The organism is Acinetobacter sp. Ac_3412 (genome assembly GCF_013072675.1).
GTDB classification, from domain to species: Bacteria; Pseudomonadota; Gammaproteobacteria; order Pseudomonadales; family Moraxellaceae; genus Acinetobacter; species Acinetobacter higginsii.
Genome location: NZ_LXUJ01000012.1, coordinates 26476 through 38646, shown reverse-complemented (window position 1 = coordinate 38646; position 12171 = coordinate 26476). Strand labels below are relative to the sequence as shown.

At 40.6% G+C, this 12171-nt stretch carries 13 protein-coding genes; 4 read left to right on the top strand and 9 right to left on the bottom strand.

What is annotated here, in order from left to right:
* Positions 1-151 precede the first annotated feature (151 nt).
* The 5 genes from A7P54_RS15485 to rpoD all read right to left on the bottom strand — a co-directional run bounded on the left by A7P54_RS15485 (position 152) and on the right by rpoD (position 5066).
* Complete coding sequence (locus A7P54_RS15485; RefSeq protein ID WP_005322725.1) at positions 152-1336, bottom strand: iron-containing alcohol dehydrogenase; 1185 nt, start codon at positions 1334-1336, stop codon at positions 152-154.
* 1 nt (position 1337) lies between these two features.
* A complete protein-coding gene (locus tag A7P54_RS15480; RefSeq protein ID WP_005192584.1) occupies positions 1338-1871 on the bottom strand; it encodes a hypothetical protein in 534 nt (177 codons plus the stop codon).
* Between the two features lie 81 nt (positions 1872-1952).
* On the bottom strand, positions 1953-2606 hold the full coding sequence (gene lipB, locus A7P54_RS15475; protein ID WP_004803142.1) for a lipoyl(octanoyl) transferase LipB: 654 nt from the start codon (positions 2604-2606) through the stop codon (positions 1953-1955).
* A gap of 150 nt (positions 2607-2756) precedes the next feature.
* Positions 2757-3044: a DUF493 domain-containing protein gene (locus tag A7P54_RS15470; RefSeq protein ID WP_004652212.1), complete on the bottom strand. Its 288-nt coding sequence runs from the start codon at positions 3042-3044 to the stop codon at positions 2757-2759.
* 138 nt (positions 3045-3182) lie between these two features.
* A complete protein-coding gene (gene rpoD, locus A7P54_RS15465; protein WP_016162793.1) occupies positions 3183-5066 on the bottom strand; it encodes an RNA polymerase sigma factor RpoD in 1884 nt (627 codons plus the stop codon).
* Positions 5067-5414: 348 nt separating this feature from the next.
* Between rpoD and A7P54_RS15460 the strand changes: the two genes are divergently transcribed.
* Together A7P54_RS15460 and A7P54_RS15455 are read left to right on the top strand one after the other, a co-directional pair.
* Positions 5415-5621, top strand: coding sequence for a PA3496 family putative envelope integrity protein (locus A7P54_RS15460; RefSeq protein WP_004803146.1), 207 nt, complete (start codon positions 5415-5417; stop codon positions 5619-5621).
* A gap of 72 nt (positions 5622-5693) precedes the next feature.
* Positions 5694-6218, top strand: a complete 525-nt coding sequence (locus A7P54_RS15455; protein ID WP_004803148.1) for a YecA family protein — start codon at positions 5694-5696, stop codon at positions 6216-6218.
* Positions 6219-6355: 137 nt separating this feature from the next.
* On the opposite strand, the gene A7P54_RS15450 is transcribed toward A7P54_RS15455, so the two are convergent.
* Positions 6356-6961, bottom strand: a complete 606-nt coding sequence (locus A7P54_RS15450; protein ID WP_171550099.1) for a LysE family transporter — start codon at positions 6959-6961, stop codon at positions 6356-6358.
* Between the two features lie 101 nt (positions 6962-7062).
* Between A7P54_RS15450 and A7P54_RS15445 the strand changes: the two genes are divergently transcribed.
* Positions 7063-7950, top strand: a complete 888-nt coding sequence (locus A7P54_RS15445) for a LysR family transcriptional regulator (RefSeq protein WP_171550098.1) — start codon at positions 7063-7065, stop codon at positions 7948-7950.
* A gap of 12 nt (positions 7951-7962) precedes the next feature.
* On the opposite strand, the gene A7P54_RS15440 is transcribed toward A7P54_RS15445, so the two are convergent.
* Together A7P54_RS15440 and A7P54_RS15435 are read right to left on the bottom strand one after the other, a co-directional pair.
* Complete coding sequence (locus tag A7P54_RS15440) at positions 7963-8586, bottom strand: DedA family protein (protein WP_171550097.1); 624 nt, start codon at positions 8584-8586, stop codon at positions 7963-7965.
* A 143-nt stretch (positions 8587-8729) separates the two neighbouring features.
* Positions 8730-9662 carry a rhodanese-related sulfurtransferase gene (locus A7P54_RS15435; protein ID WP_171550096.1) on the bottom strand — a complete coding sequence of 311 codons (933 nt, stop codon included), beginning with the start codon at positions 9660-9662 and terminating at the stop codon, positions 8730-8732.
* Between the two features lie 109 nt (positions 9663-9771).
* On the opposite strand from A7P54_RS15435, the gene A7P54_RS15430 reads away from it, so the two are divergent.
* Entirely contained in the window at positions 9772-10269 is a 498-nt protein-coding gene (locus tag A7P54_RS15430) for a DUF1289 domain-containing protein (RefSeq protein WP_026057483.1), read from the top strand.
* Positions 10270-10335: 66 nt separating this feature from the next.
* Here the strand turns inward: A7P54_RS15430 and A7P54_RS15425 are convergent, their stop codons facing one another.
* Positions 10336-12111: a DKNYY domain-containing protein gene (locus A7P54_RS15425; protein ID WP_171550095.1), complete on the bottom strand. Its 1776-nt coding sequence runs from the start codon at positions 12109-12111 to the stop codon at positions 10336-10338.
* Between the last annotated feature and the right edge of the window lie 60 nt (positions 12112-12171).

Genomic DNA, 12171 nt, shown 5'->3' with positions numbered 1-12171 from the left:
AAATTGTCAGTACTTTTATGCTTTTTTTAGCAATTTTTTTGCCAATTGGGTAAAGAAATAGATGAATAAAGATTCACTTAAAATTAAAAAGCCCCGATACTCAATCAATATCGGGGCTTGTAAGCAGCAATACTTGATTTAACTCAATGTATTACCATGCTTTTTGTAAGATTGCACGAATGTCTTGCAAGTTTGCTTCTTTCGGATTGTAAATGATAGAACCATCATTCAATGCCTTATCTGCAACTTCATCCAGTTGTGCTTCAGTGACTTTACCTGTTTCGCGTAACGTACGTGGCAGTTTGGTCAGGCTGAAAAGACGATCACGCATTGCTAAAATTGTGGCAATGGCTTTGTCTGCACGTAAGTTTGCAGGAGTTTGTGCATAAATATCGGCACCCGCAAGTGGTAGCAGTAATTCACCAATCTTGTCGCCATTAATTTCTTTATTGTATTCCAGCACGTATGGCAGGAATAAGTTCATGCATAAACCGTGGGGCAGATGTGCAACTGCACCGAGGGCATGACCCAATGAGTGAACTAAGCCCACCATTGAATTAGAGAAGGCAATCCCCGCCATGGTGGATGCTTGTGCAAGCTCTAAACGACTTTGTGCATCGCTTGGATTGTCTAAAACTTTGAACAGATTTTCGCTGATCTTTTTAATCCCTGCGCTGGCATAGGCATCACTTAGTGGATTCGCTGCTAAGCAAGTATAAGCTTCCACACAATGAGTTAATGCATCCATACCAGTCATGGCAGTCAGATGCGGTGGTAAAGTCTGGGTCATGCGTGGATCAAGAATCGCGGCATGTGGCATCAAGTAATACGAAGCAAAAGCCAGTTTTACATTACGTTGCGTATCTGAAACCACAGCCACCATTGTCACTTCTGAACCAGTACCAGAGGTGGTTGGAATCACAAAGAATGGCTTAAGTGGTTTTGGCAGGTTATGAGCACCTGAATATTGTAATAAATCATCACCACCTTCAGACACCAAGATATTGGTCGCTTTAGAGGTGTCGATGACTGAGCCACCACCAATCGCGATGATTGCATCACATTTTTTCTGGCGGTAAAGTTCTGCGGCTAAGCGAACCACTTCCAAGCTTGAATCGGGTGGAACATCATCAAAGATCGCACCAATCACCGCATCAGTTGTACTAAAAGCTGCTTCGATTGGGCTAAGTAAACCATTGGCACGGACACCTTTATCGGTAATGATCATTGGGCGTTTTGCGCCAAGCGTCGCAAGTTCAAATGGGATATGCTCTAAGGCAGCGTTACCAGCAATGACTTTTACAGGACAGAAAAACTCGTAATAAGGCTTAGCCATGTTATGCGCTCCGTTTGAGATATGATTTTGCGACTTTAAGATAAATATTTTTTGCACCTGTGAATTTTTCTTTTAATGTTAATTCAACAGGGTAGCGTTTGACTGCAAGTGAAGCGATCAGCTTTGGTAAGATCAAGGCTTCCATTTTATTCAGGCAACGCACCAGACGGATGGCACTTGAAACATCACCATCGGCAATCATACGGTCATTGGCAAAGGCTTGTGCCGTACTTTCTTGGAAAGAAAATACCAAAAAGGCGTGGGTTAAATGCTTGAAGGTAATGGTTAAATCAGGCTTGCCTTTGTAGTTGGACAATAGCTCTAATTGTTTTTCTTCGGTTACTCGAGCAACAAATGCAGGTCCATTGGGGAAAACATTCATTGAAAGGATAAAACCAACAGGAAACTTCGACACTTCCTGTTGTACTTCATCATCCACTTGGCTTGCCATCACGAGGCCACGACCCACAACATCCATCATGAGTTTGACGTAGGCAAATTGCAACGTGGGCTTCACTGCTTTGGTTGAAATCACTTGCGTATCCCTTGTTAAAATTATGCAAAAGCTAATTTAGAGTATTTACTCTAATTTATTTTATTAGAATTGAAAAGTAAATTATTCAGATTTGACTACAAGGTCATTAAAGAAATCGGTATTTTGCAGATAGTGGACAAAATCAGCGCAAAGCTGTTCAAAGCTTGGATAATCTGTCAGTAAGTCCTGTAAGCGCACCATCTCTAAACCTGCATAACCGCAGGGATTAATGGTTTGAAAACCAGTGAGGTCGCAGTCGATGTTCAGGGCCAGACCATGATAACTACGGCCACGACGGATTTTAAAACCAAGAGAACCAATCTTGCGTTCATCGACATAAACGCCTGGGGCATCAGCTTTGGCATAGGCATTGATATTATATTTTTTGAGTAGATCAATCATGGCTTGTTCTGCAAAACTGACCAAAGTACGCACATGCCATTTCAAGCGATTCAGGTCTAACAGGAAATAGGCCACCAATTGACCTCTGCCATGCCAAGTGACTTGGCCACCGCGATCAGTATGTACAATCGGCAGGTTGCTGTGCAGCAGGATATGTTCAGGCTTGCCTGCTTGTCCTTGGGTCAGGACATCTTGATGTTGAAGCAGCCAAACTTCATCGGGTGTGGTTTCATCACGATTAGTTGTGAAGTCTTTCATTGCTTCAAAACGAGTTGTGTAATCTTGTAGATCATTGAAACAACGAATGATTAAAGTCGGTTTTGCAGCATTCATTACAACAGGATTTCCTTGGCGGCTTTGAATTGATGAGTTGTTGAATTATGTAATGATTTGAATCAGATAAATAGGAATTTATCAAAAAAGTCGGATGTTATTTTTTGCGAAAAAAAAATCCAAAACACTTTCGCATTTTGGATTTTTTGATTATAGCGCTGTCTTAATTAAAGGACAGGCTGCAAGGTCAGCGTATAAGGCATGAACTTGTTCCAGCTCTTCAAAGCGCAATTGTGCAGTCAAAGAGTGGTATTTGCCTGTACGTGACGGCTGAACTTTCACTGTGTCGCCATCAAATTCAGGGAAGTGCTTCTGCAAAATATCAACAACAGCCACTCGAAGTTCATCCCCTGCATTACCAATCAATTTGATCGGATAGTCCATCGGGAAAACCCAAAGATGTTCTTGCAATTCACGAGAAGGAGTGCGGTCTAACATGAGCAACCTCTTAATTTGAAACGCCTGCATCAGTGCAGGCGCTTTTGATCTAATACATAGATGGGGATGAAGTGTTGAACTTCAAGTCCTGCGCTAAACCAATACAATGCATTGGTCTAGCACAAAATTTCCCAAAGATTAGTCGTTTTCCAAGAATGAACGTAAGTGTTCTGAACGAGAAGGGTGACGCAGCTTACGTAACGCTTTCGCTTCAATCTGACGAATACGTTCACGTGTTACGTCAAACTGTTTACCTACTTCTTCTAAAGTATGGTCGGTTGGCATATCGATACCAAAACGCATTTTCAATACTTTTGCTTCACGTTCAGTCAAGTTTTCAAGTACTTCACGTGTCGCTTCTTTTAAGCCTTCTGAGGTCGCAGCATCCACTGGTGAAGTGATGTTTGAGTCCTCAATGAAGTCACCAAGATGCGAATCTTCATCATCACCGATCGGTGTTTCCATCGAAATCGGTTCTTTTGCGATTTTAAGTACTTTACGAACTTTAACTTCGTCCATTTCCAGACGCTCACCCAATTCTTCAGGAGTCGGTTCACGGCCCATTTCTTGAAGAAGTTGACGAGAAACACGATTGATCTTGTTAATCGTTTCAATCATGTGTACTGGAATACGAATGGTACGTGCTTGGTCGGCAATCGAACGTGTAATCGCCTGACGAATCCACCACGTTGCATAAGTCGAGAATTTATAACCACGACGATATTCAAACTTGTCCACGGCTTTCATCAAACCGATGTTACCTTCTTGAATCAAATCGAGGAATTGTAAGCCACGGTTGGTGTATTTCTTCGCAATTGAAATTACCAAACGTAAGTTTGCTTCAACCATCTCTTTCTTGGCACGACGAGCTTTTGCTTCACCAACCGCCATACGTTTAGAGATATCTTTGATATCTTTAACGTTTAAACCAAGATCTTTCTCAATATCTGCAATTTTTTGCTGGAAAGCCAATACGTCAGGACGTACTTTCTCTAAATGCGCTTTGGTTTCAGCAGGTGCTTTTGCAATTTGTTCGTCTAACCAAGCTGGATTTGATTCTTGCTCAGGGAAAGTTGTACGGAACTGGGTACGATCCATACGACCACGACGGACTGCATAACGCATAATTTCACGTTCATTTGAACGAATTTGGTCATGTGTACCACGAATCATTTCTGAAATGATTTCGAATAAACGTGGTGTAAATTTGAACATCATGAACACAGCAGCAAGCGCTTCAAGCGCAGCTTTTGCTTCATCACTATCACGACCGTGCTTCGCTACAACCGTTTTAGTTTCATTCCAAGCAGCCTCTAATTCAGAGAAACGAACTTTGGCAACTTCAGGGTCTGGACCTGACTCACCTTCAGAATCATCATCACCTTCAGATTCTTCTTCTTCGTCATCATCATCGAGTTTGACGTCTTTCGCTTTAGGTGAAGAATCTTCGTCTTCTTCAAGCTCAGCTTCTTCTTCAAGAACTTCTGGAATATCTTCGTCAGTTTCTGGGTCTAAATAACCAGAGAGAATATCGGCAAGACGACGCTCGCCTGTTAAAAAGTCATTATATTCTTGTAAAACAACTTCAACAGCATTTGGCCAGTAAGCAATCGAATGTAAAACGTCACGAATACCTTCTTCGATGCGTTTTGCAATGCTAATTTCGCCTTCGCGTGTAAGAAGTTCAACCGTACCCATTTCACGCATGTACATACGTACAGGGTCTGTGGTACGACCAGGCTCACTTTCAACCGATGCTAATACGGCAGCAGCTTCCTCTTCGGCAACTTCGTCAGCCGCTTCAGTTGATTCACCAAACATGGTGTCATCAGTTTCTGGTGCACGTTCATGCACTGGAATACCAACGTCTTGAAGCATCTGAATGATGTCTTCAATCTGCTCACTTTCCGTAATTGAGTCTGGTAGATGATCGTTAACCTCAGCGTAAGTTAAATAACCTTGCTCTTTGCCTCGGCTAATCAGAGCCGCTACTTGCGAAGTAGGGGAATTCATATCGCTCATCTTTGCTTACTCTTTTGTTGAATCTGGGGCGGTGAAAAACCGTGCATGATAGCACAATTCACGACGAATGTTTTGGATTTGATCCGTTTGCTTTAAATAAAAAATAGCTTTGATTTCACGTTCGTTTCTTGAATATGGGGTTGAGTCATAAATTTTCAAGCAGTCAATCCTGATTAAAGATGTTTTTTAATTACAATTGTTCTTAGATTATAAATACACAAAAAAACTGACGAAAAAAAGTACAAAACATCATTTTATCACAAAAAAAACAAATAAAACTTGACAAGGCTGGCTAAGACCGATAAATAGCGGCTAGACCCATTTATATTTTTTCATTAGAGGTACTTAGTGTCTTCTACAGATTTTGAATTAGATGATGATAACTATGGTGAAGATGATGCAGGTTTTGATGAGTCATCTGGAAAAATTACTGCCAAAGAATCATTAGAAAAGCGCCGTTTGATTGATGAGCTTCTGGCGCAACGTCGTTTAGAGCGAGAACTCAAAGATTTTGATTACGATTTCGACGACGATGATCTTGATGACGAAGACTAAGCAAAATTGCTAAGACTTTATGTCCGAAAATGTTATGCTGTTGACGATGTATTTTTAAAATTGGATTAAAGAATGAGCACGTTAGATTTAGACTTATTGAGTAACTATCTTGACGGCGATCAAAATGAATATGGTCTAGATTTTGCAGCGACTCATGGCTTTTTGTGTGCGATTGCAGTTGGTCCACAATTCGATCGTTGGTTAGATGAGCTTTTCGAGAGTAATCAAAAGAAACTTCCTGCTGAAGTGCTTGAGCAGGTTAAGCTTTGGTTGGAGTCTATTCGTCAAGATTTAGCCAATGAAAATGGAATCGAGTTTCCATTTGAAATCGAAGAAGCAGACGTTGAATCGAGCTTAGGTGATTGGAGTGTTGGTTTTGTTGATGCCATGTTCCTTAATGAAGATGCGTGGTTTGCGCCTGAGTTTGAAGAACAGCTTATCGATTTAACATTACCAATTATGGTGTTTAGCGGAATTGATGAAGAAGATCCACAAATGGAATCTTTCCGTCGCAATGGTCAGTTGATGGATGAATTAGCGGAAGAAATTCCAAATAATTTAAATGAACTCTATCTGATGTACCATACGCCAGCATAAGGATACCTCGGATACTGTGATCATCGCGGTTGAAGAATGACAAACAAATAGAATATTAAAACGCCTCTAGAAGGCGTTTTTTTATTGCCGACAATTGGCGTTGTTGCTTTACATTTAGATCGTTTAAAGATCAATATTTAAAAATGAGCGAAAAATAGACTCAGTCCTAAAGCACTCAAGATACAACCAATCACTCGATTAATGCTGATTTGTCGAGAGAGAATTTTATTTCGAATGAAAGGGGTAGAACAAAAAAGTGCAACAAGACAAAACCAAGCCAAATGACTGCCAGAAATAAAAATACCATAGCCGATTAACGTGTGCAGACTGTTGGTGGTGGTCATGAGTTGTGCATAAATACTCATGACAAAAAGTGTGGTTTTGGGATTGAGACTATTGGTGAGAAAACCATGCCTGATGGCCTGCCAACGTGTGATCTGATGGCTATTGTCATCAAACAGAATGGGGGCTTGGGCAAAGGTTTTGTAGCCAATATAGATCAAATAAGCTGCACCCATATATTGAATCAGATGAATTAAACTGGGGAGGTGTTGCTGTAAAAAGCTGAGTCCAATCAAGCTGTAGCTGATATGGACCCAGACACCCATCGCAATGCCGTAGGTGGTGCACATGCCCAAATGTCGACCATAGAGATAGCTGTTTCGGGTCACCAGGGCGAAGTCAGCACCTGGGCTGATGACTGCAAGCAGGGTGACGATGCCGACTGCAATGATTTCATTCACTCATCTATTCCTAAATTGATTGATTAAAGATTTTTTATATTTTTCATATTCTTGCTATATTTAAAATTGAAGTTAATTCTTTTTATGCATGAGTTTTTGGAATGATTGAGCGATTATCTTTGAATTCACTCAAGTTTTTTTATTACGTGGCTTGTTATGAAAGTGTGACGCTTGCTGCGGAAAAGCTATTTGTGACTCAAAGTGCGGTGAGTAAGCAACTTAAAAACTTGGAAGAAAGTTTAGGCTTGCTCTTATTTGTACGTGAAGCCAGAAAATTAACTTTAACCTCAGAGGGTGAAGTGCTGTTTGATTGTTGTCAGCAGGTCTTTCAACAGATCGAGCAGTGCGTAGTACAATTACAGCAACACAATAAGGTGCAAAAGAACCTGATTCTTTCTTGTGAACCGACACTGGCCATGAAATGGCTGATTCCCCGCTTGGCGCAATTTAAACAGCGCTATCCTGAATTTGAGGTGAGTTTGTTAACCGGTGGTGGAGCGGTGGATTTTACTGCACAGCATATCGACGTGGCGCTGAGAAGAGATGATTTTGATTGGGGCGCTGCCCTGTATAGTGAAAAAATTGCAGATGAACAGATGCTCGCTGTACGGGCGAAGAATGATCATGCGGCAATGACACAGCTATTTATTTCCAAGTCCAGACCTCAGCTATGGCAACAGTTTAAACGTCGGCATCTAGCACAACTCAGTGATTTAAAACGATCTTCGCTTGAGCATTTTTATCTCTGTATTGAGGCTTGCTTGGCGGGTTTAGGTGCAACAGTGGTTTCAGCCTATATGGTTGAACGAGAAATGGAATATCAGATGCTGGAACCACTTACCACGACTTATGCAGATGGTTCGGCCTATCATTTATTGTCTGCCCAGCCTTTTGAAGCGGATATTCGTAAACGATTGCTGAGAGACTGGTTAAGGGATGAAATGCATAAAAGCCAACTGGGATTTAACGCAGTTTCATCTCAGGTCTAAGTTTTGTTAGTGTTATTGGTTATGGTTTGATTTAGATCGGTAAAACTTTTTAATTGCCCACCAGATGATATATAAGGCAATTAGGGCGAAGATCAGATAGCTGATGCGTTGAAGAATCGCCAGCATGAGTGTCTGATTTTCACTAAAATGATAGCCCAGATAGGCAAGGAAACTGGTCCAAATCAGTGTTCCAGCACTACTGTAGAGCATGAATTTACTAAAAGGCATTCGGCTGATCCCTGCGGGAATACTAATCAAGGAACGAACTGCAGGAATCATTCGTCCAAAGAAAACAATGCGATGCCCATGTTTGTTAAACCATGTTAGTGCTTTGTCCAGATCAGTAACCTGAATGCGTAAATATTTGCCATAACGTTCGATAAACTGAAACAGTCGTTGTTGTGGTACTTTTCGACCGATCCAATAGAACAACATCGCAGCTAAAATTGAACCAGCACTTCCTGCAATAATGACACCGATCAGGGTGAGTTCACCTTTTGAAGCGGTATAGCCAGCCGATGGCATAATGATTTCTGAGGGAATAGGCGGGAAGATATTATCTAGGAACATTAAAAATGCGATACCTAAATACCCAAGTTTTTCCATGATCGATAAGACCCAATCTTCAAGTCCCATAATGCCCTTATATAGTTCATTTGATTATTGTTTTTAGCATAGAGAGGTGCAGGGTAATGCTCAAGGGTTGAATCGTTACATGATTTTTATCAACACAATAAAAAAGCCATAGTTTAACTATGGCTTTCATTGACTGATTAAGCTTATAGACGTTTGCGTTTTGCAGCAGCAATCTGTGACTGACGCATACGGAAGCCTGCTTTTTGTTTGTCTGTGGTTTTATCAATACAGTACACACAAGATACGCCATGTTCATAGCTTGGCAGTTCAGCTTCAACTTTGGTCAATGGCCAACCGCAAGCATGACATTTGATGTTTTCACCTTCTTCAACACCATGGGTAACAGCAGTACGGCCATCAAAAACGAAACATTCACCTTCCCACATGCTTTCTTCAGCAGGTGTTTCTTCTAGATATTTAAGAATACCGCCTTTCAGGTGATAAACCTCATTGAAACCTTCTTGAAGCAGGAGAGAGGTTGATTTTTCACAACGAATACCACCAGTACAGAACATCGCAATTTTTTTGTCTTTGTGCTGTTCAAGATTCTGTTTTACGTATTCAGGGAATTCACGGAAGGATTCTGTTTTAGGATCAATTGCACCCTTGAATGTACCCGCTTTGTATTCATAATCATTACGGGTATCGATCAAGATTACATCATCACGACTAATCAGATCATTCCATTCTTTAGGATCAAGATAGTGGCCAACTAAATCACGTGGCTTGACTTCTACACCTAAAGTTACAATTTCATTTTTAAGTTTAATTTTCATTTTACGGAATGGCTTTTCAGAGCTTTCAGACTCTTTATATTCCATTGCGTTAAAACCTTCGTTGAGAAGGAATTGATGAACTGCATCAATCGCGGCACGGTCACCAGCAACAGTTCCGTTAATTCCTTCAGACGCTACAATCAGAGTTCCACATAAATTGATGCTATTCACTAAGTCCAAAAGACGTTGTTGCAGATCTGCTGCATCTGAAACTTCTTTAAATTGATATAGTGCCGCAACAACCCAATTATTGGTCGCTTGCTGTTCTACAGGTGCAAGCTGTTCTACAGTAGCGTTCATGGATAACTCCAAATGTATTAAGATAGAAAAATGAGGCGCACATTTTAGCGCGAAATCTGAAAATAAGCGAGAAAACCATAAAATAAATATGGTTTTAGAGGAGTTGGTTTTGAGTAATGATCGTCGAATCCCATCATTGACCCCATGTGCAGGGCGTTGTTCAACGGTATTTGGTGATCTGGTTTGCCGTGGCTGTCGCCGTTTTAATCATGAAGTGATTCAGTGGAATACCTATACTGCAGAGCAGCGTTTGATGGTGTGGAAGCGTTTAGATGCGCAACTGGATCAAATTTTGGTGCCCTTGTTGCCTCATGCAAATTTACCGCATATTGAAGGCTTTATTCAGAACAAGCGTACACGCGTATTAGAAAGTGCCAGTAAAGGACGTAAGCTTTATCATGCTTTGAAGATTTGTGAAAAAAACAAACACTTGGCACATGATAGTGGGCTGGGAATTAGCGATGCTCAGGTTAAACCGATCTGGGATGAGTTTGAACGTCGTGTACTGGCTCTGGCGAAGGCCAGCTATGAATTGGCTTGGTTGCGTGCGGATGGCATCAGCAATACCTTATTGCGTGCATTAGAGCTAGAAGAAGATGAGATTTAAGCAATCACATGTTGTAGGTAATCTTGTCGATTATGAAGGGTGTTGATCAACATCCAGCTGATCTTGTTAATTCTGAGATCTGTTGATCTCCCGGTTATGAAACAGGTTGGATAGTTTTAAAGCGCTAGGGTTGCGAGCAAAATATTGTGCCATGATCTGTTGATCTTGTTCACGAATCAGGCTTATTTTAAAACCATGTGTGGTCGTTCCTGAAGAGCGTCCTTTAGATCGGTAGATCTTTTCAGTGATGGTGTACATATTTTTTCCATCACTAAAGCGCCGATCCTCCAGAACCTGCAACTGCATTGGTTGAGGAAATCGATAGAGCACTTTTAATCGTTGATAAAATTCATCATAGATATAAATGTTTTGCTGATCTGTAAAAATATAACTGAAATTTCCTGTATAGGGCTCACTGCTTTGGCTACCAATGAGTTGCAGGTGTGATAAATCAACAGGTGTTGTTCCCCAAAACTTGTGCTCAGCAATATGTGGTAATGGATGTTCATTTAAATAAAAAGATCGACCGTCTGTTGCTAGATTTAAGTTCTGACTAAAACGGTTACTTCTACTAAAAATTTGCGTCTGTTGCGCATTTAACTTGCCCAGCTTTTTGTCTTGATAATAAACATAGCGGTGATCGTGGATATATTGACTACTATTTGGAAATGCTTGGCTCTGTTGTGGATCTAAATCTGTTAATGCTTTTGTTTTGTAATAGACCTGTTGATCATCTTTGGCGTAAAAATAGCTAAGTGTATTGAATCTTGGATGTAATATTGTCGAGAAATGAGCGGCATTCGCGTTGGTTAAACCTATATCGCGAAAGTAAACCTGTTGATGATCTTTGGTGAAATCATTACCTAAATAGCGTGTTTGCGCAGGATTTAATTGAGACAAGATGTGGTCTTGCCAGTAAACCTGTTGCGGTGTTTTACCGACATTGCTATACAGCTCATCTGCACGATTAGGGAGATTACTCAGAGCTAAACCTGTAAATTGATTAGCCTTTACTTGGGGAACTAAAAAAGTACCTTGACCTTGTTTAAAAATATAGACCTGATTCTGAAATGTTTCGAAATTTGTGCCGGAGATTGACTGGGTTTGTTGATGAGGCAGATCAATGCTGCCATCATCAAATTCACGCCAGAGTAAGTAGCTCATAAAAAGGCTAAAGCTGACTAAAATACCAAGCGTTAATCCGATAGCTGACCATCTCTGTTTTCGTTGAAAAGTGTCTAGCGCCTGTTGATTTGCAATTATGCTAATGATATCAATATGGGTTTTCTTGTGGGTACTTGCGTTGCTGATCCGTTGCAACTGTTGCTGTTTTGCCAGTGCTTCCAGTTTTTTCCAGAATGGTAAAAACTCACAATGTTGCTGGGTTAAGGTGGCAGGCCACATCCATGAGTTAAAATAAAAATACTGTCGATAGGGTTTGCTTGTGCTTAAGAGATTAAAACTATGGATTTGAGTTTGTCGTTGTTGAAGTTGTATCTGAATCAAATCTTGCCAAGAGAAAAAAGTAGCTTGCTTGGAATCTTCCAGTGCCATGCCTTGCTGATATAACTTAAAGGTGATGGGACGTCTAAAGTATTTTTGATAAAGCTGGTTATACAGGTAAAGCGTCGGTATCAATAAAGCAAACATCAAAGCAATACTAAGCAGTTGGGCGAAGAAAGGCAGGAATTGATAAAGATAGTACAGGCTTAAATCATAACTAAAGTAAACCAGTAAGAGCCAAGTCAGTATGATCATCAATAAAAACAACGCAAAAGACGCAATTGTTATTTGAAAGACGGGCAGTGTGACTTGCATCAAAACAGCGGTTTTTTTGATCATTGGCTCGATATAATTAATTCTGCAAAATGAATGTTGTTTAGGTTTTCTTTTTTGAGCATA

Excerpts from the sequence above, each read along its gene's own strand:
- A7P54_RS15455 (WP_004803148.1), top strand. The coding sequence starts at position 5,694 with ATGAGCACGTTAGATTTAGACTTATTGAGTAACTATCTTGACGGCGAT.
- A7P54_RS15440 (WP_171550097.1), bottom strand. The coding sequence starts at position 8,586 with ATGGGACTTGAAGATTGGGTCTTATCGATCATGGAAAAACTTGGGTAT.
- rpoD (WP_016162793.1), bottom strand. The coding sequence starts at position 5,066 with ATGAGCGATATGAATTCCCCTACTTCGCAAGTAGCGGCTCTGATTAGC.
- lipB (WP_004803142.1), bottom strand. The coding sequence starts at position 2,606 with ATGAATGCTGCAAAACCGACTTTAATCATTCGTTGTTTCAATGATCTA.
- A7P54_RS15445 (WP_171550098.1), top strand. The coding sequence starts at position 7,063 with ATGATTGAGCGATTATCTTTGAATTCACTCAAGTTTTTTTATTACGTG.
- A7P54_RS15470 (WP_004652212.1), bottom strand. The coding sequence starts at position 3,044 with ATGTTAGACCGCACTCCTTCTCGTGAATTGCAAGAACATCTTTGGGTT.
- A7P54_RS15435 (WP_171550096.1), bottom strand. The coding sequence starts at position 9,662 with ATGAACGCTACTGTAGAACAGCTTGCACCTGTAGAACAGCAAGCGACC.
- A7P54_RS15425 (WP_171550095.1), bottom strand. The coding sequence starts at position 12,111 with ATGATCAAAAAAACCGCTGTTTTGATGCAAGTCACACTGCCCGTCTTT.
- A7P54_RS15485 (WP_005322725.1), bottom strand. The coding sequence starts at position 1,336 with ATGGCTAAGCCTTATTACGAGTTTTTCTGTCCTGTAAAAGTCATTGCT.